The 23,843-nt window shown below is 70.9% G+C and carries 22 protein-coding genes and 1 pseudogene; 3 read left to right on the top strand and 20 right to left on the bottom strand.

Annotated elements, in window-relative coordinates; translation table 11 throughout:
* Nucleotides 1–26 precede the first annotated feature (26 nt).
* Both ACSHWO_RS26935 and ACSHWO_RS26930 read left to right on the top strand, forming a co-directional pair.
* Complete coding sequence (locus ACSHWO_RS26935) at nucleotides 27–1,565, top strand: serine hydrolase (protein ID WP_438315715.1); 1,539 nt, start codon at nucleotides 27–29, stop codon at nucleotides 1,563–1,565.
* A 30-nt stretch (nucleotides 1,566–1,595) separates the two neighbouring features.
* On the top strand, nucleotides 1,596–2,564 hold the full coding sequence (locus ACSHWO_RS26930) for a pseudouridine synthase (protein WP_385836544.1): 969 nt from the start codon (nucleotides 1,596–1,598) through the stop codon (nucleotides 2,562–2,564).
* Here the strand turns inward: ACSHWO_RS26930 and ACSHWO_RS26925 are convergent.
* From ACSHWO_RS26925 to ACSHWO_RS26860, 14 genes and pseudogenes are all read right to left on the bottom strand, one after another.
* Entirely contained in the window at nucleotides 2,461–2,769 is a 309-nt protein-coding gene (locus ACSHWO_RS26925; RefSeq protein WP_438315713.1) for a hypothetical protein, read from the bottom strand. The two genes, ACSHWO_RS26930 and ACSHWO_RS26925, sit on opposite strands and share 104 nt — an antisense overlap.
* Nucleotides 2,770–3,195: 426 nt before the next feature.
* A pseudogene (locus ACSHWO_RS26920) lies at nucleotides 3,196–3,837 on the bottom strand (helix-turn-helix domain-containing protein); the annotation flags it as partial.
* A 91-nt stretch (nucleotides 3,838–3,928) separates the two neighbouring features.
* Entirely contained in the window at nucleotides 3,929–6,790 is a 2,862-nt protein-coding gene (locus ACSHWO_RS26915) for a DEAD/DEAH box helicase (protein WP_438315710.1), read from the bottom strand.
* An 80-nt stretch (nucleotides 6,791–6,870) separates the two neighbouring features.
* A complete protein-coding gene (locus ACSHWO_RS26910) occupies nucleotides 6,871–7,758 on the bottom strand; it encodes a diacylglycerol kinase (protein WP_438315707.1) in 888 nt (295 codons plus the stop codon).
* Nucleotides 7,759–7,797: 39 nt separating this feature from the next.
* Nucleotides 7,798–8,766: a twin-arginine translocase subunit TatC gene (gene tatC, locus ACSHWO_RS26905; protein WP_438315704.1), complete on the bottom strand. Its 969-nt coding sequence runs from the start codon at nucleotides 8,764–8,766 to the stop codon at nucleotides 7,798–7,800.
* A gap of 81 nt (nucleotides 8,767–8,847) precedes the next feature.
* Entirely contained in the window at nucleotides 8,848–9,132 is a 285-nt protein-coding gene (tatA, locus tag ACSHWO_RS26900; RefSeq protein ID WP_361096050.1) for a Sec-independent protein translocase subunit TatA, read from the bottom strand.
* A gap of 214 nt (nucleotides 9,133–9,346) precedes the next feature.
* Entirely contained in the window at nucleotides 9,347–9,550 is a 204-nt protein-coding gene (locus ACSHWO_RS26895) for a hypothetical protein (RefSeq protein ID WP_361096047.1), read from the bottom strand.
* Nucleotides 9,551–9,575: 25 nt separating this feature from the next.
* The gene (locus tag ACSHWO_RS26890; RefSeq protein WP_385836586.1) at nucleotides 9,576–9,857 is read right to left on the bottom strand and encodes a hypothetical protein; all 282 of its coding nucleotides are present in this window, start codon (nucleotides 9,855–9,857) and stop codon (nucleotides 9,576–9,578) included.
* Nucleotides 9,858–9,968: 111 nt separating this feature from the next.
* Nucleotides 9,969–10,937: a helix-turn-helix transcriptional regulator gene (locus tag ACSHWO_RS26885; RefSeq protein WP_361096039.1), complete on the bottom strand. Its 969-nt coding sequence runs from the start codon at nucleotides 10,935–10,937 to the stop codon at nucleotides 9,969–9,971.
* A gap of 171 nt (nucleotides 10,938–11,108) precedes the next feature.
* The gene (locus ACSHWO_RS26880; RefSeq protein ID WP_361096036.1) at nucleotides 11,109–12,068 is read right to left on the bottom strand and encodes a helix-turn-helix transcriptional regulator; all 960 of its coding nucleotides are present in this window, start codon (nucleotides 12,066–12,068) and stop codon (nucleotides 11,109–11,111) included.
* A gap of 128 nt (nucleotides 12,069–12,196) precedes the next feature.
* Complete coding sequence (locus ACSHWO_RS26875; protein ID WP_361096033.1) at nucleotides 12,197–12,577, bottom strand: FKBP-type peptidyl-prolyl cis-trans isomerase; 381 nt, start codon at nucleotides 12,575–12,577, stop codon at nucleotides 12,197–12,199.
* 67 nt (nucleotides 12,578–12,644) lie between these two features.
* The gene (locus ACSHWO_RS26870; protein ID WP_361096030.1) at nucleotides 12,645–13,583 is read right to left on the bottom strand and encodes an FKBP-type peptidyl-prolyl cis-trans isomerase; all 939 of its coding nucleotides are present in this window, start codon (nucleotides 13,581–13,583) and stop codon (nucleotides 12,645–12,647) included.
* A gap of 101 nt (nucleotides 13,584–13,684) precedes the next feature.
* Nucleotides 13,685–15,046 (bottom strand): Pup--protein ligase, encoded by a 1,362-nt coding sequence (gene pafA / locus ACSHWO_RS26865; RefSeq protein ID WP_438315697.1) that lies wholly within the window; start codon nucleotides 15,044–15,046, stop codon nucleotides 13,685–13,687.
* 58 nt (nucleotides 15,047–15,104) lie between these two features.
* Nucleotides 15,105–16,355 carry an MFS transporter gene (locus tag ACSHWO_RS26860; RefSeq protein WP_404241529.1) on the bottom strand — a complete coding sequence of 417 codons (1,251 nt, stop codon included), beginning with the start codon at nucleotides 16,353–16,355 and terminating at the stop codon, nucleotides 15,105–15,107.
* Between the two features lie 134 nt (nucleotides 16,356–16,489).
* Here ACSHWO_RS26860 and ACSHWO_RS26855 point away from each other — a divergent pair, with 134 nt between their 5' ends.
* The gene (locus tag ACSHWO_RS26855; RefSeq protein ID WP_438315694.1) at nucleotides 16,490–17,494 is read left to right on the top strand and encodes a LacI family DNA-binding transcriptional regulator; all 1,005 of its coding nucleotides are present in this window, start codon (nucleotides 16,490–16,492) and stop codon (nucleotides 17,492–17,494) included.
* A gap of 89 nt (nucleotides 17,495–17,583) precedes the next feature.
* Here ACSHWO_RS26855 and prcA read toward each other — a convergent pair whose 3' ends face one another.
* The 6 genes from prcA to arc all read right to left on the bottom strand — a co-directional run bounded on the left by prcA (nucleotide 17,584) and on the right by arc (nucleotide 23,746).
* Complete coding sequence (prcA, locus tag ACSHWO_RS26850) at nucleotides 17,584–18,348, bottom strand: proteasome subunit alpha (protein ID WP_361096018.1); 765 nt, start codon at nucleotides 18,346–18,348, stop codon at nucleotides 17,584–17,586.
* 46 nt (nucleotides 18,349–18,394) lie between these two features.
* Nucleotides 18,395–19,234, bottom strand: coding sequence for a proteasome subunit beta (gene prcB / locus ACSHWO_RS26845; RefSeq protein WP_361096015.1), 840 nt, complete (start codon nucleotides 19,232–19,234; stop codon nucleotides 18,395–18,397).
* Nucleotides 19,186–19,773 carry an endonuclease VII domain-containing protein gene (locus tag ACSHWO_RS26840; RefSeq protein WP_404241532.1) on the bottom strand — a complete coding sequence of 196 codons (588 nt, stop codon included), beginning with the start codon at nucleotides 19,771–19,773 and terminating at the stop codon, nucleotides 19,186–19,188. Before ACSHWO_RS26840 ends, prcB begins: the two co-directional genes overlap by 49 nt.
* Nucleotides 19,774–19,813: 40 nt before the next feature.
* On the bottom strand, nucleotides 19,814–20,026 hold the full coding sequence (locus ACSHWO_RS26835; protein ID WP_042803062.1) for a ubiquitin-like protein Pup: 213 nt from the start codon (nucleotides 20,024–20,026) through the stop codon (nucleotides 19,814–19,816).
* Between the two features lie 187 nt (nucleotides 20,027–20,213).
* Complete coding sequence (gene dop / locus ACSHWO_RS26830) at nucleotides 20,214–21,725, bottom strand: depupylase/deamidase Dop (protein ID WP_361096011.1); 1,512 nt, start codon at nucleotides 21,723–21,725, stop codon at nucleotides 20,214–20,216.
* 254 nt (nucleotides 21,726–21,979) lie between these two features.
* Nucleotides 21,980–23,746, bottom strand: coding sequence for a proteasome ATPase (gene arc / locus ACSHWO_RS26825; protein ID WP_438315687.1), 1,767 nt, complete (start codon nucleotides 23,744–23,746; stop codon nucleotides 21,980–21,982).
* Nucleotides 23,747–23,843 lie beyond the last annotated feature (97 nt).

Raw genomic sequence — 23,843 nt, 5'->3', positions numbered from 1 at the left:
GCCGCACCGGCCCGACAATGAGGGTTATGCGTACCCGCCTCGCGGTCACGGCGGCGGGAACCGCGCTGGCGCTGGCCGCGGCCGTCCCGGTCGCGGCCGCCCCCAGCCCGCCGCCGCCCCCGAAGCCCCGGCTGACGGACCAGGACGTCGCCACCGCGGTGGACCGCCTGCCCGCCTCCATCACGGCGGGGATGCGCAGCACGGGGGTGCCCGGGGTGTCCGTGGCCGTCGTCCACGACGACGAGGTCGTGTACCTCAAGGGGTTCGGCGTGCGGCGCACCGGCGAGAGCGGTGCGATCGGCCCCGACACGGTCTTCCAGATCGCCTCGCTCTCCAAGCCTGTCTCCTCCACCGTCGTCGCCGGCACCATGAAGGACCCGGCCGAATGGGACCGGCACACCGAGCTGCCCGGCTTCGCCCTCAAGGACCCCTGGGTCACCGGGCACGTCACCACCGCCGACCTGTTCTCCCACCGCAGCGGCCTGCCCGACCACGCCGGCGACCTCCTGGAGGACCTGGGACACGACCGGGCGTACGTCCTGGACCACCTGCGGCTGCTGCCCCTCTCACCGTTCCGGGCGAGCTACGCGTACACCAACTTCGGGCTCACCGCAGCGGCCGAGGCCGTCGCCCGCGCCCACGGCACCAGCTGGCAGAAGCTCAGCGCCGACACCCTGTTCAAGCCCGCCGGCATGACCCGTACCAGCACCGAGTTCTCCGCCTTCGCCACCGCGCCCGACCACGCCGCCACCCACGTGAAGAACCCCGACGGCACCTGGTCCCCCCGCTACGTACGCGATCCGGACGCCCAGGCCCCGGCCGGCGGGGTCAGCTCCACCGCCCGCGACCTGGCCCGCTGGATGCGGCTCCAGCTCGGCGACGGCACCCTCGACGGGAAACGGATCGTCCCCGCCGGGACGCTGGCCCGCACGCACCTGCCCGAGATCGTGGCACAGGCCACCACCCCGACCGGCCGACCCCAGTTCTACGGGCTCGGCTGGAACGTCACCTACGACGACGCGGGACGGCTGCGGCTCAGCCACTCCGGTGCCTTCGACCTCGGCGCCAACACCAACGTCACCCTGCTGCCCCTGGAACGGCTCGGCATCGTCGTCCTCACCAACGGGGCCCCGGTCGGCCTCGCCGACGCCATCGCCGAGGACTTCTTCGACACCGCCGAGCACGGCGCGCCCACCACCGACTGGCTGTCCCTGTTCGCCTCGCTGTACGCGCGGCTCGATCCGAAGGCCTCCACGACCGACTACGCCCGTCCGCCCGCGGGCGCCGCCCCGCCGCGCGCCGACTCCGCGTACACCGGCACGTACGACAACGCGTACTACGGCAGGGCGACGGTCACCGCGGACCCCGGCGGCGGCCTCACCCTGTCGCTGGGCCCCGGGCCCCGGCGCCATCCGCTGCGGCACTACGCCGGCGACACGTTCAGCTTCGAGACCTCCGGGGAGAACGCCGTCGGCCGCACCGGCGTGTTCTTCAAGGACGGCACGATGCGCATCGAGTACCTGGACGAGGAACACCTGGGCACCTTCACCCGGCAGCAGCCGTAGCCCGCCGGCCACTGCCCTAGCCTGGAGCCGATGAGAAGCAGAACCCGCATACCCCCCGCACCGCTCCCCCAGATCGACGGCATCGACCCGGTCCGGCTGCGGCTGCCCACCGTCCGCGACGGCAGATGGCCCGACCTCGGCAGCTACCTCACCGAGCGCTACGCGGGCACCCGCGGCGCCGAGTCCATGGCCCGCCTGCTGCACGCCGGCCGGATCCTCGGCCCCGGCGGGCGGGTGCTGCGCGCGGCGGACCCCTACGAGCCGGGCGCGTACCTGTGGTTCCACCGGGACATGGACCCCGAGCCCGTGGTGCCCTTCCCGATCGGCGTGGTGTACCGGGACGCCCACCTGCTGGTGGTGGACAAGCCGCACTTCCTGGCGACCACCCCGCGCGGCAGCCACATCGTGCAGACCGCCCTGGCCCGGCTGCGCAGCGAGCTGGACCTGCCCGAGCTGAGCCCGGCGCACCGCCTGGACCGGCTCACGGCCGGCCTGGTGATGTTCAGCATCCGGCCCGAGGACCGCGGCGCCTACCAGGGGCTCTTCCAGGAGCGGCGGGTGGGCAAGGAGTACGAGGCCCTCGCCGTCCACGACCCGGCGGTCGAGCTGCCCCGCACCGTCCGCAGCCGGATCGAGAAGGTCCGCGGGATCATCGGCGCGAGCGAGGTCCCGGGCGGCGAACCGAACGCCGAGACCTCGCTGGAACTCCTCGACACCGCGGGCGCCCTGGGCCGCTACCGGCTGGTCCCGCACACCGGCCGCACCCACCAGCTGCGGGTGCACATGAACGGTCTCGGCCTGCCCATCCTCGGCGACCCGGTGTACCCGGAGGTCACCGACCCGGCCCCGGACGACTTCCGGCGGCCGCTGCAACTCCTCGCCCGCACCCTGGCGTTCACCGACCCGGTGACCGGCATCGAGCACCGCTTCGAGTCCGGTTTGGAACTGCTCGCCTGGCGGGACCGCGCCGCCTGGGAGGCCGGGCCGCCGGCCGGGTAGCAGCGGGGTGCGGCCGGAGGGGGACGTCAGACCTCTCGTTGGAGTACGCGACGTGCGTCGGGTCCTGGTACGCGCCCCGGCCGTCGGAGCTGGGCGTGAGGGACAGCAGCATGCCGCCGGGCGCGAGGAGCCGGTACAGCTCGTTGATCAGCGGGATCTTCTGCGGCACGTGCTCCAGGAAGTCGACGGCGCGGACCAGGCCCACCGAGCCGTCGGCCAGGTCCAGCGGGTCCGGCAGCGTCGCGACGATGTCGACGCCGTCCCGGGAGTGGCGGTCGACGCCCGCGTAGCCGGGCGGCTTGCGGTGGGCCGCCCCCGGGTCCAGGGCGAGCAGCCCGCGCCGCCGGGCCCAGGCGAGCGTGTTCGCCTCGACCTGTCGTACAGGGCGACCGTCTCGCGCTGGATGTGGGCGCTGACCTCGGAGTCCCGCTGCGTGCTGTCCGGGTGCACGCGCTACAGGTACAGGCAGCGGGGGACGTCACGCCGCGGCCGGCGCACCCCGCGCCCCGCCCTACCCGGCGCGGCCCCCGCCCTGGCTGCCAGCCCCCGCACCCACCCCGGCCACCTCCACCGGCCCGGCCACCTCGACCCCGGCCACCCCCGCCGCCCCGCCCGGATCCGCCTCGCGTGCGACGCCCGCGATCCGCAGCGCCGCGTCCGCCGTGGCTTCCGCGAAGGCGGCGACCGGGCGGGCGGGGTCGTAGCGGTGGATCAGCATGACGCCCTCGATCAACCCGAAGACCAGGTCGCCCCGCAGCGCCAACCCGGCCCGGTCCCCGCCGAGTTCGACGCCGACGGAGGTGGCTCCGAGCAACGCCCCGTAGGCCTCGCGCAGTTCGCCCCGCAGCTGGCGGAACCGGCTGAACCGGGCTCCCGCCACCTCGGGCAGCAGGTACAGCGCGCCCAGGTCGTACGGCCCCCCGCACAGCAGCAGCACGTCCGAGCGGCACAGCTCCCACAGCCGCTGCGCTGCGGGTCGCCCTGTGTCGGCGAGGAGCCGCCGGGCCAGCCGCAGAGAGGGGGCGACCGTGGACTCCAGGAGTTCGGCGAGGAGTTCTTCCTTGCCGGCGAAGTAGTGGTACATCGTGGCCTGGCGCATCCCGGCCCGCTCGGCCACGCTCCGCGTGGTGGTGGCCGCGTACCCCCGTGCGGTGAACAGCTCGGCCGCCGCGCGGAGGAGTTCCTCGCGCGGCGGCCGGCCGCTGCGTTCCTTCAGCCGGTCGGCGCGCGGCCGGCCGACCCGTCTCGGTCCTTCGCCCGTTCCCCCGGTCATGGCTCGATCGTCCCACAGGGGCACCCCGGAGTGATCATGGCAAGAGATGCGATCCGGCCATGCCCCCCTTCGGAGGAAGCCCCAAGAGGGGCTAGCCGACCGAGCTGTACGCCACCACGCCCCGCAGGAGGGCGTCGACCGCCTTGCGTGCGTTGCGCGCCACGGTGCTTCCGCTGCCGCTGCCGCCCCCGGTGGACGCTGACGCTGACGCCGGCGCGGCCGCGGCGATCTGCCCGAGCACGTCGATGACCTGCTTGCACCAGCGTACGAAGTCGCCGGCCGGCATCTCGGCCTCGCGCAGCACCTCGTCCAGGCCCTTGCCGGACGCCCACTCGTAGGCGGCCCACGCGAAGCCGAGGTCCGGCTCGCGCTGTCCCACGCCCTCGGCCTGGTTGATGCGGTGCTCCTCCTCCAGCGCGTCGAGGCGGCCCCAGATGCGGACCATCTCGCCGAGGGCGGCCTTCGCGGCGCCGCCGGGCACCTTCGGCGTCACCGCGTCGTCGGACTGCCGTGCCTCGAAGACCAGCGCGGAGACGCAGGCGGCCAGCTCGGCCGGGTTCAGGCCTTCCCAGACTCCCTCGCGCAGGCATTCGGAGGCCAGCAGGTCGAGCTCGCCGTAGAGCCGGGCGAGCCGCTTGCCGTGCTCGGTGACCTCGTCCTCGCGCAGGTAGTCCAGCTCGGTCAGGAGCCGGTGGATCCGGTCGAAGGTGCGGGCGATGGTGTTCGTCCGGCCCTCGATGCGCCGCTCCAGCGCCTGGGTGTCCCGCTTGAGCCGGTGGTAGCGCTCCGCCCAGCGGGCGTGGTCCTCGCGCTCGTCGCAGCCGTGGCAGGGGTGCGCCCGCAGTTCGGCGCGCAGCCGGGCGATCTGGCGGTCGTCGGCGGCGGCGGCCCGGCCGCGGCGGCCCCTCTCGGGGGTGACGTGCCCGGCCTTGGCCCGCAGTTGGGAGGCGAGGTCGCGGCGGGACTGCGGGGAGCGGGCGTTGAAGTTCCGCGGGATCCGCATCCGGTCGATGGCTTCGACCGGCACCGGGAAGTCGATCGACGCGAGCCGCTTGACCTGCCGTTCGGCGGTGAGGACGAGCGGGCGCGGGCCCTCGGCGTACTCCTGGCCGCGGTACCCGTGGACCCGGCCGGCGGGCACGCCGGGGTCGAGGACGAGGGCGAGCCCGGCGAACTTGCCGGTGGGGACGTGGATGATGTCGCCCGGCTTGAGCTTCTCCAGGGAGTCGGCGGCCTGGGCCCGGCGCTGGGCCGCGCCCTGCTTGGCCAGTTCCGTCTCGCGGTCCTTCAGGTCGCGGCGCAGCTGCGCGTACTCCTCGAAGTTCCCGAGGTGGCAGGTCATGCCCTCGCGGTAGCCGGTGAGGCCCTCCTCGTTGCGCTGGACCTGCCGGGAGATCCCGACGACGGAGCGGTCGGCCTGGAACTGCGCGAAGGAGGTCTCCAGCAGCTCGCGCGAGCGGTGCCGCCCGAACTGCTGCACCAGGTTGACCGCCATGTTGTACGAGGGTTTGAAGCTGGAGCGCAGCGGATACGTGCGGGTGCCGGCGAGACCGGCGAGCGCGGCCGGGTCCATGCCGCGCTGCCACAGGACCACGGCGTGGCCCTCGACGTCGATGCCGCGGCGGCCGGCGCGGCCGGTCAGCTGCGTGTACTCGCCGGGGGTGATGTCGGCGTGCTGTTCGCCGTTCCACTTGACCAGCTTCTCCAGGATCACCGTGCGCGCGGGCATGTTGATGCCGAGCGCCAGGGTCTCGGTGGCGAAGACTGCCTTGACCAGGCCGCGGACGAAGAGCTCCTCCACGACCTCCTTGAAGGTGGGCAGCATGCCGGCGTGGTGCGCGGCGATGCCGCGTTCGAGGCCTTCGAGCCACTCGTAGTACCCGAGGACGTGGAGGTCCTCGGCGGGGATGGACGCCGTCCGCTCCTCGACGATCTCACGGACCTTCAGGCGGGCCGACTCGTCGTTGAGCCGCAGGCCGGCGAAGAGGCACTGCTGGACGGCTGCCTCGCAGCCGGCCCTGCTGAAGATGAAGTTGATGGCGGGCAGGAGCCCGTCGCCGTCGAGGCGGGCGATCACCTCGGGGCGGCCCGGGGTCCAGATCCGGTTGCGGGAGCGCCGCTCGCGCTCGCGGTCGGCCTCGCGGACCATCTTGCCGCGCCGCCGGTCCTTGGGGTTGTAGCCGCGGCTGTTCTCCTCGCGGGCCATGCGCAGCAGGTCGGGGTTGACCTCGCGGCGGCCGGAGCCGCGGCCTCCGTGGTCGGTCTCCTCCTCGAAGAGGTCGTGGATCCGGCGGCCGGCCATGACGTGCTGCCACAGCGGGACGGGCCGCTCCTCGGAGACGATCACCTCGGTGTCGCCGCGGACCGTGTCGAGCCAGTCGCCGAACTCCTCGGCGTTGGACACGGTGGCCGACAGGGACACCAGCGTCACGGACTCGGGGAGGTGGATGATCACTTCCTCCCAGACGGCTCCGCGGAACCGGTCGGAGAGGTAGTGCACCTCGTCCATCACGACGTAGCCGAGGCCCAGCAGGGACTGCGAGCCCGCGTACAGCATGTTGCGGAGCACCTCGGTGGTCATGACGACCACGGGCGCCTCGGAGTTCACGCTGTTGTCGCCGGTCAGCAGGCCGACGCGGTCGGCGCCGTAGCGCTTGACGAGGTCGGCGTACTTCTGGTTCGACAGGGCCTTGATCGGTGTCGTGTAGAAGCACTTGCGCCCCTGGCGCAGGGCCAGGTGCACGGCGAACTCGCCGACGATGGTCTTGCCCGAGCCGGTCGGGGCGGCGACCAGCACGCCCTTGCCGGCCTCCAGTGCCTTGCAGGCGTCGACCTGGTACGCGTCCAGGTCGAAGTCGTACAGCTCGCGGAAGGGGGCCAGGGCGGTGGCTTCCTCGGCGGCGCGGATCCGGGCAGCGGCGTACCGCTCGGCGGGTGAGAGTTCTTCGGTCATCTTGCTGTCGAGCCTACCCGCCGCCCCTGACAACAGTCGCGATCTTTATGACCGGTCCGGGGCCCGGGGCGGCCGCGGCGTCAGCCGAGGATCCGTGCGGCCGCGGGGACGCACTCGGCGGTGACCGGCAGCGGCCCGACCCGCTCGCCGTCGGCGTAGGCGGTCAGGCCCGCGGCCTCCAGCGTGACCTTCGCGGCCCGGTGGACGGTGACCTTGGGGTGGTCGAGGTGGGTCCCCTTGTAGACCTGCGGGAACACCGTCAGCAGGGTGGTCCGGCTGCAGTCGCCGACGACCACGACGTCGAAGAGCCCGTCGTCGGGGACGGCGTCGGCGCAGATCCGCATGCCGCCCCCGTAGGAGGATCCGTTGCCGACGGCGACCAGGGTGGCCTCGGTCTCGACGGCGGGGCCGTCGTCGAGGGTGATCCGGTACCGGAAGGGCCGGAAGGCAGCCAGTTCCGCGATCATCGCCAGGTCGTACTTGAAGCGGCCGGCGGGCAGCCGCATCCGGTTGCCGCGGTCGTTGACCCGGGAGTCGAAGCCGGAGCAGAGCACGGTCCCGAACCAGGTCCCGGCCACCCGTCCGAGGTCGATCTCCCGCAGCCGGCTCTCCTTGAGGGCCTCGGCGGCCAGCCGTGCCGCCCGGGCGGGTTCCCGCACGGGCAGGCCCAGGGAGCGGGCGAAGTCGTTGCCGGTGCCCGCCGCGATCACCCCGAGCGGCACCAGGGTCCCGGCCAGGGCCTGCAGGGCGAGGGAGACCACGCCGTCGCCACCGACGGCGATCACCGCCCCGGTTCCCTCGCGGACGGCCGTGCGCAGCCGCGCGAGGGCGTCCTCGGCGTCCGTGCCGACGACGGTGCGGACGTGGAAGCCGGCGTCCCGGAGCGCGGACGCGGCCGGCTGCGCGGAGTGCGCGCCCCGGCCGCGTCCTGCGGTGGGATTGACGAAGAGGGTGATCTCAGCGCTCACCGCAGGGAATGTACCTGCCGGGTGGCGCCGTCGTAACCGTCAGGTGGCGTCGTCGTAACCGTTGATCTTCCGGCGTCCGCCGTCGGTCTGCTCGGGCAGCGGCGTGGGTGCGGCCACCGCCTCCACCCCGCCGATCGGGGCGGGCGTGAGGTCGAGCTCGGCGGCCTCGTCGTCGGCGAGCAGCGCATCGGGGTTGTTGCGGCGCCGCCTGCGGTCGTTGACCAGGCAGATCCCGAGGGCGACGAAGTACAGGGCGACGATCGGGGCGGCCAGCGACAGCATCGTCAGCGGGTCGCCGGTCGGCGTCGCGAACGCCGCGAAGACGGTGATGCCGAGGACCATCGCGCGCCACCAGCTCGCGAGCCGCTTCGCGGTGAGGACCCCGGTGAAGTTCAGCAGGATCAGCAGCAGCGGCAGCTCGAAGGCCAGCCCGAAGACGATGACCATGCGGGTGACCAGGTCGAGGTAGTCGTCGACCGGGAGCAGGTTGCGCGCGTGCTCAGGGGTGAATTCGAGCAGGATCGTGGCGGTCTGCGGCAGCAGCTTGTACGCGAGTACCGCGCCGGCACCGAAGAGCGGCGCGCCGATCGCGACGAAGCCGATCGCGTACTTCTTCTCGTGGCCGTGCAGGCCGGGCGCGACGAAGGCCCACAGCTGGTACAGCCAGACCGGGGCGGAGAGGACCACGCCGGCGGTGAGCGAGACCTTGAGGGCGATAGAGAACGGCGCGATGAGGCCGTTCACGGTCATGTCGGCGCAGGGCCGGCCGTTGCGCTGCGAGACCACGCCGTCGGTGCAGCCGACGGAGTCGAGCATCGGCTTCAGCATGAAGTCGATGACGTCCTTGTAGTAGACGGCCGCCACCACGGTGATCACGAGGATCGCCAGGACCGACTTCAGCAGGCGGTTTCTCAGCTCACGCAGGTGCTCGACGAGAGGCATCCGCCCTTCGGCGTCCTTCTCCTGCCGCTTGCCCTGCTTGTCTTGCTTGCGGGCGGTCTTGAGCAACCCACGTCCCTTGTCTCGTTGCAGATGACCGGCGCGACCGTGATCGCGACCACGGCGCGGACCGCGGTCGTGACCGGCGGATCAGCCCTGGGCGGTGTGGTTCGGCTCGCCGACGGGGCGGGAGCTGGTCACGTCGCCGGGGGCCGCCTTGATGGTGCGCGGGGCAGCCTGCTGCGGGGCCGGGTCGGCGGTGCGCGCGGCGTCCTCCGCGGCGCTCTCGCTCTTCATGGCCTTGGCCTCGCTCTTGAGGATACGGGCCGACTTGCCGAGGGAGCGGGCCATCTCGGGGAGCTTCTTCGCACCGAACAGGAGCACGATGACCGCGATGATCAGAAGGATCTCGAGGGGCTTCAGATTGCCGATCATGTGTGTCTTCCTTCTCACCGAAACGGCTGGTTGTGGTGGCAACGGCATCGGACCGTGATCCTCGGACCGCTCCAAGGATCGTAACCCCCGGGGGTTAACGACCGGCAATCCCCCGGGGTACCACGCCTTGCGCGCGGCTGCGTCCGACGGTACGGGTCGCGTCCCGCACTTTCCATACACCTGCCGGACGCGATACCAGCCGGACGCGGATGGCTCAGCGGTGCGCGGTCTCGCGGCCGGCCCGGGCCAGGTCCTCCGCCGCCCGCTCCAGGTCCCCGGAGGCGGCCGTGATCCGGCGGCTGGCGAGCGCGACCTGACCGGACAGCCGCCGGACCTCGGCGAAGACGCGCAGCGCCAGGACGGCGAGGACGGTGAGCCCGAGGAATCCCAGGGCGATAGCGAGCATCGGCCACAGCATGGGACGAGCCTAGGCCACCGCTCCGTCAGACACTGCGCAGGGTGCTGACACCGCCGCCGGTGAGCAGTTCCACGATGCGCTCACCGGCCGGTTTGCGGACGGACGCGGCGCACTCGGGGCAGGTGAAGGAGTAGAACGTGGTCCGCCGGCTACCGCCGATGACCAGCCGCAGGGCGGCCGCGTCCAGCTCGAAGCGGGCCCGGCAGTCGGGACAGGCGGCCCTGAAGGAGACCGGCCCCGCCACGGCGGGCCGTCCCGGCGGCCCCGCGGCGCCCTGCCCGCCCCGCGGCCCAGACATTCGCGACATCCTCGGCGCTCCCCTCGCGGTTCTTCTTCCCTGCCCAACCGCCGCGCCGGGCGCGGCCGCCGCCGGCCCGGTCGGCCCCGCGCGCTGCGGTCCGGCCCCGGCGGTGCGGGCTCAGCCCTGTTCCCCGTACCCGGCCAGTGCCTCGCGGGCCGCCTGCCGTGCGCTCTGCGCCAGCTCCGGCGGCGACACGATCCGGCCGTCGCGGCCCAGCCGCAGCGCGAGGCGGCGCAGCGAACCCGGGTCGGGGCTGCGCAGCGTGATCCGCAGGCCGCCGTCGGCGAGTTCCTCGGCGCTGTCGTGCGGGTAGTACTCGGCCACCCAGCGGCCGGCCGGGCCCACCTCGACGACGACCTGCGGGTCCTCGGCGGCCGGCTGGACCAGCCCGACGGACAGGTCGCGCGGCTCGATGGCGGGCGGCTCGGAGCGCTCGTCGAGCAGTCGGATCTCGGCCACCCGGTCGAGGCGGAAGGTGCGCCGCGCCTCGGAGAGGTGGCACCACCCCTCCATGTACGTGTGGCCCACCGCGAAGAGGCGGATCGGGTCGACGGTGCGCTCGGTGAGCTCGTCGCGCGCGGGCGAGTAGTAGCGCAGCCACAGCCGACGGCGCTCGGCGATGGCCCGGTCGACGTCGGCGAAGACGCCGCCCTCGGACTCGAAGGTCACCGACAGCCGGGAGCTGGCCCCGGCGACCTCCCCGGCGGCCGCCTCCAGCTTGGCGGTGGCGCGCAGCAGGGCGTCCCGGTCGCTCTCGCGCAGCCCGGGCAGGGTGGCGACGGCGCGGGCCGCCACCAGCAGGGCGGTGGCCTCGTCGGCGGCCAGGCGCAGCGGCTCGGCGGTGGACTCACCGGAGGCGTCGGCGTTGTGCCACCAGATGCGCTCGCCGTCGGTGTCGATGTCGAGCAGGTCGCCGCCGCGGAAGCTGGTGCCGCACATCGGCAGCACGTCGAGGTCGGAGATGAGCTCGTCCTCGGTGATCCCGAAGGCGCGGGCGACGTCGGCGACGTGCGCGCCGGGGCGCTCGCGCAGGTAGGTCACCAGGGACAGCATCCGGCGGGTCTGGTCGATGGCGTTGGCGGCCATGCTGGTAGGTCTCCCCCTCAGGGCACGTCGTGCGTACGGTGCGGTGTGCGGATGGTGCGGCGGACGGGATCGGGTGCGGGGCCGGTACGCGACCGGTGCGGGCACGGCCGCGGTCGCGGCCCGCTGCCCCTGGCCGAGTGGCGGGCCGCCTCCCTGCGGCCCGGGGCGGCCTCAGCCCGCGGCGACGGCGCGCAGCCGGTCCACCACGTCCGCCCGCAGGTCGGCGGGCTCCACCACCACGACGTCCGGACCGAACTCGACGAGCCAGGCGTCGAGCCCGTGCCCGTACGGGATCTCCAGCTCGTCCCAGCCGTCCGCGACGCCCTCGCGGGTGGCGGTGGCCTTGGCCCGCAGCGGGTAGCCGGCGCCGGCCCGCAGCCGGATCACGGCGGTGCGGTCCGCGCTCTCCCCGGCCCAGCCCGCGACGGTTTCGCGGACGGTGACCACGTCCGGGACCTCGGCGGTGTACGTACCGGCCCGGGAGCGGACCTTGCCGGTGATCCGGGAGAGCCGGAACACCCGCTCCGCCCCGCGGTCGCGGTCGTGGCCGGCCAGGTACCAGTGGCCGCGCCAGCACTCCAGGGCCCACGGCTCCACCTGCCGGGTCTCCGGCCGGGCGGCGGTGGACTTGCGGTAGTCGAAGACCACGGGCCGGCGGTCGCGGCAGGCCAGCATCAGCGGTTCGAAGGCGGCCTCGTGGACCGGGATGCGCGGCTCGATGGCGCTGTGCTGGCCCTCGTACGGGTCCTCCGCCTCCGGCATGCCGCCGGCCCGAAGCTTCTGCAGGGCGCCGCTGGCGGCGCCGGCGAGGCGGGCCTGCTGCCAGACCTTGGCCGCCAGGCCCAGGGCGGCCGCCTCCTCGGCGTCCAGGGAGACGGGCGGCAGCCGGTTGCTGTCACGGCGGGCGAGGTAGCCGGTCTCGCCCTCCAGGTTCTCCACGGTCTCGATGACGAGGCCGAGCTCGCGCAGGTCGTCCTTGTCCCGCTCGAACATGCGGTTGAAGGACTCGTCGTTGCCCGCTTCCATGTACGCCTCGATGGAGCCGCGCAGCTCGCGCTTGCTCAACGGCCGGCGGGTCCCCAGCAGGCACAGCGCCAGATTCATCAGCCGCTCGGCCTTGGCAATCGCCATCGACGCCCTTCCGCCCTTCTCCCATTACATGTCCGTGACCGTTGACCGTACCGCCCCGGCGCTCCGGGGCAAAAGCGAGGGCCCCCGCCTCGCGGCAGGGGCCCTCGTACCCGTCAGGGGCGGCTGGTTCAGCCGACGCCCATCAGGTCGCAGACGAAGATCAGCGTCTCGCCCGGCTGGATGGCCGGGGTCGGGCTGTGGTCGCCGTAGGCGAGGTGGGCGGGGATGGTCAGCTTGCGGCGGCCGCCGACCTTCATGCCCTGGACGCCCTGGTCCCAGCCCTTGATGACCTGGCCGATGCCCAGGACGAACGGCAGCGGGGCGCCGCGGTTCCAGGAGGCGTCGAACTCCTCGCCGGTGGAGAAGGCCACGCCGACGTAGTGGACGGAGACCTTCTGACCGGCCTCGGCCACCGGGCCGTCGCCCTCCCAGATGTCCTCGATGACGAGGTCCTTCGGGGCCGGGCCCTCGGGGAAGTCGATCTCGGGCTTCTCGAGCTGGTCGCTCACGTGAACTGCTCCTCAGAAAAACGTACGGGCCCTCCCGACGGTGGCCGGGAGGACAACCGGGACAGTCTTACATCACCGCGAGGATGTCGAGGCTGAACACCAGCGTCGAGTTCGCCGGGATCGTGCCCTTGGCCTCCGCGCCGAAGCCCTGGTCCGGCGGGATCACCAGCAGGATGCGGCTGCCGGCCTTCTTGCCGACCAGGCCCTCCTTGAGGCCCTTGACCGAGATCTGGTCCATCGGCCAGGTCACCGTCTGGTCCAGGGCGTACGTGCTCTCGAAGGTCTTGTCGTCCTTCCACGTCTTGCCGTGGAACTTCACGACGACGCTGTCGGTGTCCTTGACGGCCGGGCCGTCACCCTCCAGCACGTAGTTCGAGACCAGCTTGGCCGGCGGCTCGCTGTCCTTCGGGACCGTCACGGAGACTTCCTTGCCGTCCGTGTTCGTACCGACCTTGGGCAGGGCCTTGTCCTCCTGCGGGACCTCCTTGCCCGTCGCCGAGACGGGAACGCTGGTTCCCTTGACGATGTCCACGACGAAGACCAGCGTGGCGTTCGGCTTGATCTTGTCGCCGGAACCCTTGGCTCCGTAGCCCATGTCCGGCGGGATCACCAGCTCCAGCCGGCTGCCGACCTTCTTGCCCTCCAGGCCCTGGTCCCACCCCTTGATGACCATGCCGGCACCGATCGTCACCTCGAACGGCTTGCCCTTGCCGAAGCTCTGGTCGAACGGCTCCTTGCCGTCCCAGACCTGGCCGAGGTAGTTGACCTGGGCGACGTCGCCCTTCTTCAGCGCCGGGCCGGTGCCCTCGCTGATGGTCTCCACCTTCAGCTCCTTCGGCGGGTCGCCCTCGCCCTTGGACAGCTTCGGGGTCTCTCCGAACTTGGCGCCCTCGGTGATCGCGGGCACCCCGTTCTTCATATCGGCGGAGTCGGAGCCACTGTCGCCACAGGCTGCCGTGGACAGCAGCAGAGCGGGTACGACCAGCAGGCCGGCAAGTCGGCGCACGTGTTCCTCAGATCTCAGACGGCAACGGTCGTCGCCACTCTAAGGTGTGCCAGGGCCTCGTACGAGATCCGTACGAGGCCCTGGCCGCAATCAGTGCGATGTCACATGCCAGCGATCAGCTTCTCCACCCGGTCATCCACCGACCGGAACGGGTCCTTGCACAGCACCGTCCGCTGCGCCTGGTCGTTCAGCTTCAGGTGCACCCAGTCCACCGTGAAGTCCCGCCGCTGCTCCTGCGCCCGCCGGATGAAATCACCCCGCAACCGCGCCCGCGTCGTCTGCGGCGGCACCGACTTCCCCTCGAAGATCTTGAGGTCGTTGCAGATCCGCGTCGCCTGCCCCTTGCGCTCCAGCAGGTAGTACAGCCCCCGCCGACGGTGGATGTCGTGGTACGCGAGGTCTATCTGGGCCACCCGCGGATTCGACATGGTCATGCCGTGCTTGGCCCGGTACCGCTCGATCAGCTGGTACTTCATGACCCAGTCGATCTCCGTCGCGATCCGGTCCAGGTCCTGCGCCTCGACCGCGTCCAGCGTCCGGCCCCACAACTCCAGCACCTGCTCCACCGTGCCGGAACGGATCCCCCGGCGCTCGGCGAAGTCCACCGCCTTGTCGTAGTACTCGCGCTGGATCTCCAACGCCGAGGCCTCGCGCCCACTCGCCAGACGCACCTTGCGCTGACCCGTGGTGTCGTGACTGACCTCCCGGATCGCCCGGATCGGGTTCTCCAGGGTCAGGTCCCGCATCACCGTGCCCGCCTCGATCATCCGCAGCACCAGGTCGGTGGCCCCGACCTTCAGCAGCATCGTCGTCTCGGACATGTTCGAGTCCCCGACGATCACGTGCAGCCGGCGGTACCGCTCGGCGTCCGCGTGCGGCTCGTCACGCGTGTTGATGATCGGCCGGGACCGCGTCGTCGCGGAGCTGACGCCCTCCCAGATGTGCTCGGCCCGCTGGCTCACGCAGTAGACGGCACCCCGCGGCGTCTGCAGCACCTTGCCCGCCCCGCAGATCAGCTGCCGCGTGACGAGGAACGGAATGAGGATGTCCGCCAGGCGGGAGAATTCCCCGTGCCGCGCCACCAGATAGTTCTCGTGGCAGCCGTACGAGTTTCCCGCCGAGTCGGTGTTGTTCTTGAAGAGGTAGACGTCGCCCGCGATCCCCTCCTCGTGCAGGCGGCGTTCGGCGTCGACCAACAGACCTTCGAGAATGCGCTCGCCGGCCTTGTCGTGGGTGACGAGTTCCGTCACGTTGTCACATTCGGGAGTTGCATATTCCGGATGCGATCCCACATCGAGGTACAGACGGGCACCGTTCCGCAGGAACACATTGCTGCTGCGGCCCCATGACACGACACGGCGGAAGAGGTAGCGCGCCACTTCGTCAGGAGACAGTCGGCGCTGTCCCCTGAACGTGCACGTGACGCCGTACTCGTTCTCCAGCCCGAAAATGCGGCGGTCCATGACTGAACATTACGCCTTTGGCCCCCGTCTGAAACCGGCTTCGGGAACGCCGTTTCGATCAGTTCCCGACGAGCCGGGCCTCCGCCGCCTCCGCAGCACCCGCCGCCGACCCCGCCACCGTCCGCGAACGCCCCGGAGCAGCAAGGACCCGCTGAGTCGCCGTCAGCACCACCAACGCCGCCGCACCCGCCACGCACGCCACACCGAACCCGGTCACCGTACCGCCCAGTTCCACGGCCGGACCCGCCACCGCCGTACCCGCGGCCGCACCCACCCCGAAGAACGTCACCAACCAGGAGAACGCCTCCGTGACCGTACCCGCCGGCGCATGCCGGTCCACGACGATGAACGCACACGCGATCGTCGGCGCCAGGAACACCCCCGCAAGAGCCGTCAGCGCCGTCATGACCACCGGACCGGGGGTCGACAGCAGCGGCAGATAGCCCAGCGCCAGGAACCCCACCAGCAGCCGCAGCCGCCGCTCCGGCGCCCCGCTCCACTGCCGGGCCCCGTACGCCACACCACCCACGAGCGCACCCAGACCCAGGGCCGCCATCAACCAGCCGTACACCGCCTGACCACCGTTGCGGTCGGAGTAGGCGATCGCCGCCACCGTGATCGACCCCAGGGCCATGCCCACGAAGAAGAAGGAGCCGAGCAGCGCCCGCAGCCCCGACGAACGCAGCGCACCCAGCCAGTGCGCCTCACGCGGCTCGGAACGCCACGCACGAGAGGGCTCGGACATCACCACCGACAGCGCACCGAGCACACCCAGAGCGTTGATCACCAGCAGGGCCCCCGCCGGACTCCACAGCGCGACGGACACCGTCACGATCAGCGGCCCGACGGTGTACATGACCTCCTGGGCCACGGCGTCCAGCGCGTACGCGGCGTGCACCCGCTCCTCCCGGCCACCGAGCACGCTCGGCCACAGCGCCCGAAGCCCGCCCTCCAGCGGCGGGGAGAAGAAACCGGCGACCACCATCGCGGCGTACGCGACCGCCGCCGAGCCCGTGCCCGCCAGCGCCAGCCAGGCCATGCCCAGCGCGGCCACCACGGCGGACGGCAGCTGGACCCGGGGCTGCCCGTACAGGTCCACCGCGCGACCCAGCAGCGGCTGACCCACGGCATTGGCCACACCGTAGACGGCGGCGAGAGCACCCGCGAGGCTGTAGCTGCCCCCCTCGGCCCGGACGAACAGCACGATCGCGATCGCGGCCGTGGCGTTCGGCAGCCGGCCGACGAGCGTGCCCGCCAGCAGCCGCGCCGCATGCCTGGTCCTGAGCAGCTCCGCGTATCCCGCGGCCATCTCCGCCCCCTTCTGCCCGGACCTGCCGGGGTAATACGTATAACTAGGCGGGTCATACGTACCATGGCCGCAGCCCGGGGGTCCAGCCGCACGACCGGCCCCACCCCTCCCACCTCGCCTTACAGGAGACCCGTGTGACGAGACCCACCAGCAGGGACGTCGCCACCGCCGCCGGAGTCTCCCAGGCCACCGTCTCCCTCGTCCTCGGCGACAAATGGCGCGGCCGCATCTCCGAGCGCACCGCCGACCTCGTCCGCACCACCGCCGCCGACCTCGGCTACCGCCCCAACCTCGCCGCCCGCAACCTCCGCCTCGGCAGCACCCGCACCGCCCTCCTCGTCGTCCCCGCCCTCACCAACGAGTTCTTCGCCCGCGTCTACACCGGAGCCGCCCGCGTCGCCGCCGCACACGGCTTCGGCGTCGTCCTCTACCCCTCCCCCGACGGCACCGGCCCCGCCCGCGACCCCTTCGCCTCCGCCCGCGCCGCCCTCGACGGGGTCATCGCCTCCTCCATGGCCGCCGGCGCCCTCGACGCCATCGGCGGCGACGGACTCCCCCTCGTCATGCTCGACAGCGCCCCCGGCTCCGGCCGCGCCGCCGCCCACGTCAACCTCGCCATGGCCGACGGCATCCGCCAGGTCACCGAACACCTCCAGGCCCTCGGGCACCGCCGCTTCCTCCACTTCGCCGCCGCCGTCGACTCCTGGACCTTCGACGTCCGCGCCCAGGCCCTCGCCCGCCTCCTCGGCCCCCACACCGAGCTCCGCACCGTCCGGGCCCCCCTCGACGTCACCGAGGCCCGCACCGCCATGGAAGCCGCCCTCGCCGACCCCGCCGCCCGACCCACCGCCGTCATCTGCGACGACGACATCCTCGCCGTCGGCGCCTGCAAGGCCGCCCGCCGACTCGGCCTGCGCGTCCCCGACGACCTCTCCGTGACCGGCATCGACGACCTCGCCCTCGCCACCGCCGTCGAACCCGAACTCACCACCCTCCGCCTGCCCGCGGAACGCGTCGGCGAACAGGGCATGGCCGCCCTCCTCGCCGTCCTCGACGGCACCCCCTGGACCGCCCCGGACATCCCCGTCGACCTCGTCGTACGCGCCTCCACGGCACCCCCACCGACCACCCACCCCTGAAACACCGCACAAAACACGAACCGCCCCGGCCCCACCTCCGAAGAGACAGGACCGGGGCGGAACACGCATCCGCGAACCGGAAACGACGCCTACTCGGCGTCCTCCTCCGGACCCTCGTCGTTCGACACCGCATCGGCCTGCACCGCCGCCGGAACATCCGCCTCCAGCAACCGCGCCAACTGCCGACCGCGGATCCGCTTGAACTTCCGCTGCTGCGCCCGCGTCCGGTCCAGCACCGCCACCTCCAGCCGCTCCGCCGGAATGGTCTTGTCCGCACCGTTCGCCTGACTGGACAGCGCCTGCACTGCCAGCTTCAACGCCTCCGACAGGGTCATCCCCTCCCGGTGGCGCTGATCGAGGTAGCTGCTGATCTGCTCCGCATTGCCACCGACCGCGACCGAACCGTGCTCGTCCACGATCGACCCGTCGTGCGGCAACCGGTAGATCTGGTCACCCGCCGCGGTCGTACCGACCTCGGCCACGACCAACTCCACCTCGTACGGCTTCTCACCCGCACTGGAGAAGATCGTGCCGAGCGTCTGCGCGTACACGTTCGCCAGCCCACGCGCCGTCACATCGTCACGGTCGTAGGTGTACCCGCGCAGGTCCGCGTAGCGCACACCCCCGATCCGCAGGTTCTCGTACTCGTTGTACTTGCCGGCGGCCGCGAAGCCGATCCGGTCGTAGATCTCGCTGAACTTGTGCAGCGCACGGGACGGGTTCTCACCGACGAACACGATGCCGTCGGCGTACTGCAGCACGACAAGGCTGCGACCGCGGGCGATGCCCTTGCGGGCGTATTCCGCCCGGTCGGCCATCGCCTGCTGCGGGGAGACGTAGAACGGAGTCGACACCGGCTGACCGTCCCTTTCTTCTGGGCTCCTGAGGGGCTGTTACGGATCAGAGCAGGGCGGCGCGCGGGCCGTCCGGCTCCTGGAGGCGGCGGTCGGTGACCTTGCGGGCCAGAGCCTGGGACTCGTCCTCGGTCAGCCGCCGGAAGCCCTCGTCGGTGATGACGGTGACGATCGGATAGATGTTGCGGTAGAGGTCCGGTCCGCCGGTCGCCGAGTCGTCGTCGGCGGCGTCGTACAGCGCCTGGACGACCAGCGTGGTGGCCTGCTCCTCCGTCAGGTCCGGCCGGTACAGCTTCTTCATCGACCCGCGGGCGAAGATCGAACCCGAACCGGTGGCGGCGTAGCCGTGCTCCTCGGAGCGGCCGCCGGTCACGTCGTAGGAGAAGATGCGGCCCTTCTCCTTGCCCTCGTCGTAGCCCGCGAAGAGCGGGACCACGGCCAGGCCCTGCATGGCCATGCCCAGATTGCTCCGGATCATGGTGGAGAGCCGGTTCGCCTTGCCCTCCAGGGAGAGGGTCGCCCCCTCCACCTTCTCGAAGTGCTCCAGCTCCAGCTGGAACAGCTTCACCATCTCCACGGCCAGGCCGGCCGTGCCGGCGATGCCGACCGCGGAGTACTCGTCCGCCGGGAACACCTTCTCGATGTCCCGCTGCGCGATCATGTTGCCCATCGTCGCCCGCCGGTCACCGGCGAGGACCACCCCGCCGGGGAAGGTGGCGGCCACGATGGTCGTGCCGTGCGGCGCCTCGACGATCCCCTCCGGAAGCTTCCGGTTGCCCGGCAGGAGCTCCGGCTGGTGATCCGCCAGGAAGTCCATGAAGGACGACGACCCCGGCGTCAGGAAGGCTGCCGGCAGACGCCCTGTGCCACGAGTGTTGGGTTCCACAGGTTTCCTTCCACGTAAGCGGCTGCACGCCTTATGACGTCCGGCCGATCCTTGAACTGCCCCAGGGCTGCGTTGCAGCTGAAGCACAGTACGCCTCGGACCTTACCCGTCTGATGATCGTGATCAACGTGCTCGGCGGGGGCATCCCGGCAGATCACGCACACGCCACCCTGAGCTGCGATCATCTCGTCGCGCTCGGCCTCGGTAATGCCGTACTTCCGCATGAAGTAACTCGCCCTGTTGCGCTTCGCCCGACACGAACGGCAATAGCTGGACCATCCGTCCGAGGTGGTCTTGTTGGGCTCCCATTCCGAGTGCGGCTTGATCTCTTCGCACTGCGGACACCGTTTGTGGCCGGACGGCACGTCCACCTTGACCCGCACCGTCCGCCCTTTCGCCTCCTGCCGGGCTTTGTAGTACTCCGCCCAACACTCGCGGCAGTAGGCCTGTAAGCCGTCGGCCGCCGAGCGGTTGCTCGCGAACTCCCCCCGCGGTTTGTCCTGCTTGCATCGCGAACACCGCTTGGTGCCCTCGGACACTCACCTTACCCCCCACCTTCGATTCGAAGGTCAAATGGCCTTACTGGCCACCTTTCTGAACGAACGACCGCACGAAGTCCTCAGCATTCTCCTCGAGGACATCGTCAATCTCGTCAAGTACGGAGTCGACGTCGTCGGAGAGCTTCTCCTGCCGCTCCTTGAGGTCGGACTGTGCTTCCGCGGCCTGCTCCTCGACCTCCTCGGTCGAGCGAGTGGCCTTCTGCTGTCCGCCGCCGGTGTCCTTGGTCGCCATGTCTACCTCACCCCGCTCGGTTCGCACGCTCGTGACGAGGGACCCCGGGATTCGGGATCCCTCAAGATCAGACCCTACTTCGGACCCTACAAGGAGGGCCGGGCTTTCGTCCCGGTACTTTGACAACGTCCGGGTGTTCCCATGATTCCCGGGAGAGGGGGCTTTCAGGCCCCCTCCCGGGAGCCGTTCAGTTCCCGCTGAGCACCCGCACCAGGTCCTCCGCCGTCCGGCAGCGGTCCAGCAGCTCCTTGACGTGCTTGCGGGTACCCCGCAGGGGTTCCAGGGTCGGGACGCGCTGGAGGGAGTCGCGGCCCGGCAGGTCGAAGATCACCGAGTCCCAGGAGGCCGCGGCGACGTCGTCCGCGTACTGCTCCAGGCACCGCCCGCGGAAGTACGCCCGGGTGTCCTCCGGCGGCTTCGCGGAGGCCCGCTCCACGGCCTCCTCCTCCACCAGCCGCTTCATCTTGCCGCGGGCCACCAGGCGGTTGTACAGGCCCTTGTCGGGCCGTACGTCCGCGTACTGGAGGTCGACCAGGTGGAGCCGGGCGGCGTCCCAGCCGAGCCCGTCGCGCCGCCGGTATCCCTCCAGGATCTGCCGCTTGGCGATCCAGTCCAGCTCGCCGGCGAGGCTCATCGGATCGCTCTCCAGCCGCCCCAGGACGTCCTCCCAGCGGGACAGCACGTCCTTGGTCTGCTCGTCCGCGTCGGCCCCGAACCGCTCCTCCACGTACTTGCGCGCCAGCTCGAAGTACTCCATCTGCAGTTGCACGGCGGTCAGGGTGCGGCCGCTGCGCAGCGTGATCAGGTGGCGCAGGTCGGGGTCGTGGGAGACCTGGTGGAGGGTGCGGACGGGTTGTTCGACGGCGAGGTCGACGGTGATGAACCCGTCCTCGATCATGGACAGGACCAGTGCGGTGGTGCCGAGTTTGAGGTAGGTGGAGATCTCGGAGAGGTTGGCGTCGCCGATGATCACGTGGAGGCGGCGGTACTTCTCTGCGTCCGAGTGGGGCTCGTCGCGGGTGTTGATGATGGGCCGTTTGAGGGTGGTTTCGAGGCCGACCTCGACCTCGAAGTAGTCGGCGCGCTGGCTGATCTGGAAGCCGTGTTCGCGGCCGTCCTGGCCGATGCCGACGCGGCCGGCGCCGGTGATCACCTGGCGGGAGACGAAGAAGGGGGTGAGGTGGCGCACGATCTCCGAGAAGGGGGTCTCCCGCTTCATCAGGTAGTTCTCGTGCGTGCCGTAGGAGGCGCCCTTGTTGTCGGTGTTGTTCTTGTAGAGCTGGATCGGCTGGGCGCCGGGGAGCTGGGCGGCGCGTACGGCGGCCTCGGCCATGATCCGTTCGCCGGCCTTGTCCCAGAGGACGGCGTCCAGGGGGTTGGTGATTTCCGGGGAGCTGTATTCGGGGTGGGCGTGGTCGACGTAGAGTCGTGCGCCGTTGGTCAGGATGACGTTGGCCAGGCCGATGTCCTCGTCGGTGAGCTGGCTGCTGTCGGCGGCCTCGCGGGCGAGGTCGAAGCCGCGGGCGTCCCGCAGCGGGTTCTCCTCCTCGAAGTCCCAGCGGGCGCGTCGCGCCCGGTGCATCGCCGCCGCGTAGGCGTTGACGATCTGGGACGAGGTGAGCATGGCATTGGCGTTCGGGTGACCGGGGACGGAGATCCCGTACTCCGTCTCGATTCCCATTACTCGCCGTACGGTCATGCGGCCCTCCTTGCCCGGCGGCGCCCCCGTTCGGGAGCGGCGCTCAAGTACCGCTGGTGGTCCGGTGCGTGTGCGGTGCCCGACCCCGCACTGCGGATGCGGCGGTACGGATGAGCCTAGAACCACTCCACGCCGGTGGGGAGATCGTTTCAATCCTTTGGCTGCGCCCCGTCACGGCTGAAAAGCGGTCGGTGATGCTGTCGGTAAAGCAGTCGGCTGCGGGTGCCCGGTGGGGCACCCGCAGCCGCCTCCGATCAGAGGTACTGGCCGGTGTTCGCCACCGTGTCGATGGAGCGTCCGGTGTCCGCGCCCTGCTTTCCGGTGACGAGGGTGCGGATGAAGACGATCCGCTCGCCCTTCTTTCCGGAGATCCGGGCCCAGTCGTCCGGGTTGGTGGTGTTGGGCAGGTCTTCGTTCTCCTTGAACTCGTCCACGCAGGCCTGGAGGAGGTGGGAGACGCGCAGACCCTTCTGGTTGTGTTCGAGGAAGGCCTTGATGGCCATCTTCTTGGCCCGGTCGACGATGTTCTGGATCATCGCGCCGGAGTTGAAGTCCTTGAAGTAGAGGACTTCCTTGTCGCCGTTGGCGTACGTGACCTCGAGGAAGCGGTTCTCCTCGGTTTCGGCGTACATCTGCTCGACGACGGTCTGGATCATGCTGTGGACGGCGACCTCGGAGGATCCCTGGTGCTCGGCCAGGTCGTCGGCGTGGAGCGGGAGGGAGGCCTTGAGGTACTTGGCGAAGATGTCCCTCGCGGCTTCGGCGTCCGGGCGCTCGATCTTGATCTTCACGTCGAGGCGGCCGGGGCGGAGGATCGCGGGGTCGATCATGTCCTCGCGGTTGGAGGCGCCGATGACGATGACGTTCTCCAGGCCTTCCACGCCGTCGATCTCGGCGAGGAGCTGGGGGACGATGGTGTTCTCCACGTCCGAGCTGACGCCGGATCCCCGGGTGCGGAAGAGGGATTCCATCTCGTCGAAGAAGACGATGACGGGGGTGCCCTCGCCTGCCTTCTCCCGGGCGCGCTGGAAGACGAGGCGGATGTGGCGTTCGGTTTCGCCGACGTACTTGTTGAGGAGTTCGGGGCCCTTGATGTTCAGGAAGTAGGACTTCCCGGCGGGCTGGCCGGTGACCTCGGCGACCTTCTTGGCAAGGGAGTTGGCGACGGCCTTGGCGATGAGCGTCTTGCCGCAGCCGGGCGGGCCGTAGAGCAGGATGCCCTTGGGGGGCCGCAGTTCGTGTTCCTTGAACAGGTCCGGGTAGAGGTAGGGGAGCTCGACGGCGTCGCGGATCAGCTCGATCTGGTCGCCCAGGCCGCCGATCTTGTCGTAGTCGATGTCCGGGACCTCTTCGAGGACGAGTTCTTCGACCTCGCTCTTGGGGACCACTTCGTAGACGTAGCCGGAGCGGGGTTCGAGCAGGAGGGCGTCGCCGGGGCGGATGGTGGCGTCCAGCAGCGGCTCGGCGAGCCTGACCACCCGTTCCTCGTCGGTGTGCCCGATGACCAGGGCGCGCTCGCCGTCCTCGAGGATTTCCTTGAGGGTGACGATGTCCCCGGCCCGCTCGAATTCCATGGCCTCGACCACGTTGAGGGCCTCGTTGAGCATGACTTCCTGGCCGCGCCGGAGCTCGTCCGAGTCGACGCTGGGGCTGACGTTCACGCGGAGCTTGCGGCCCCCCGTGAAGATGTCGACGGTGTCGTCCTCGTTCGCCTGGAGGAAGACTCCGAATCCGGCCGGCGGCTGTGCGAGCCGGTCGACTTCCTCCTTGAGGGCGACGATCTGGTCGCGTGCCTCACGGAGCGTATTTGCCAGTCGCTCGTTTTGTGCGGATACGCCGGCCAGGTTTGTCTGGAGCTCGACGATCCGCTCCTCGAGAATCCTCGTGTGTCGCGGAGAGTCGGCGAGCTTACGTCGCAGGACGGCGATTTCCTGCTCGAGATAGGCAACCTGACCGGCGGGGTCCTCGGACCCCCGCCCCGGCCGGATGCCGCGGTTGATGTCGTCGTCGTGGGCTGCCACGGTCCTCACCTCCTCCAAGGGGAGCTGGACGCTTCCTGACCCTACCTGGGCTGGTGGTGATTGAAACCCCTAGATCACAAAGACGGTAGAGGTGTGT

It is taken from the genome of Streptomyces pallidus (ex Mingjun et al. 2026), from assembly GCF_051550185.1.
Classification (GTDB): Bacteria; Actinomycetota; Actinomycetes; order Streptomycetales; family Streptomycetaceae; genus Streptomyces.
Note: the sequence above shows the minus strand (reverse complement) of the source record. Positions and strands in the feature narration are given on the sequence as shown.